This window comes from Agrobacterium tumefaciens str. B6, assembly GCF_001541315.1.
Lineage (GTDB): Bacteria > Pseudomonadota > Alphaproteobacteria > Rhizobiales > Rhizobiaceae > Agrobacterium > Agrobacterium radiobacter.
On record NZ_LMVK01000043.1, the window covers coordinates 1 to 643 of the forward strand.

1 protein-coding gene is annotated in these 643 nt (G+C 62.5%); it reads right to left on the reverse strand.

Annotated elements, in window-relative coordinates:
- Nucleotides 1–143 precede the first annotated feature (143 nt).
- Nucleotides 144–643: IS21-like element helper ATPase IstB (istB, locus tag ASB65_RS21065; protein ID WP_060725274.1), on the reverse strand; the 500-nt coding region annotated here is incomplete at its 5' end.

The window sequence follows — 643 nt, forward strand, 5'->3', positions numbered from 1 at the left end:
TGTCAATCGGCGTCGTAACGGGACCCCTTATCGGCTCCCAAAAGGGACCCCTGCCTCTGGTTGCATCGGGTCAGCGCGCGTAGGCCCGGAGCTCTCCATTTAGCGCAGGGGCCTGCGGGCGCGGGTTGTTTGTCTTTTCGGCTTTAGCTTTGAGAGCGGTTTTTAAAGCGCCAGGATTCGTTCCCGGTTTCCACGATCTCGCAATGGTGTGTGAGCCTGTCGAGCAGAGCGGCGGTCATCTTGGCGTCGCCGAATACGGCCGGCCACTCGCCGAAGGCCAGGTTCGTCGTGACGATGATCGATGTCCGCTCGTAGAGCCTGCTGATGAGATGGAAGAGGAGCTGGCCGCCGGCCTGGGCGAATGGGAGATAGCCCAGTTCGTCCATGATGACGAAGTCGAGCCTGGTGATGAAGTCGGCCAGCCGCCCCTGCTTTCCACTCCGCGCTTCTGTCTCGAGCCGATTGACAAGATCGACGACGTTGTAGAAGCGGCCGCGTGCGCCGTTGCGGATTAGGGCGCGTGCGAGCGCGATGGACAGGTGGGACTTCCCCGTGCCGGTTCCGCCGACCAGAACGATATTGTGCTGCTCGGCGAGGAAGGCTCCTGTCGCAAGCTGGCGCACGAGCCCTTCGTTGACCGGCG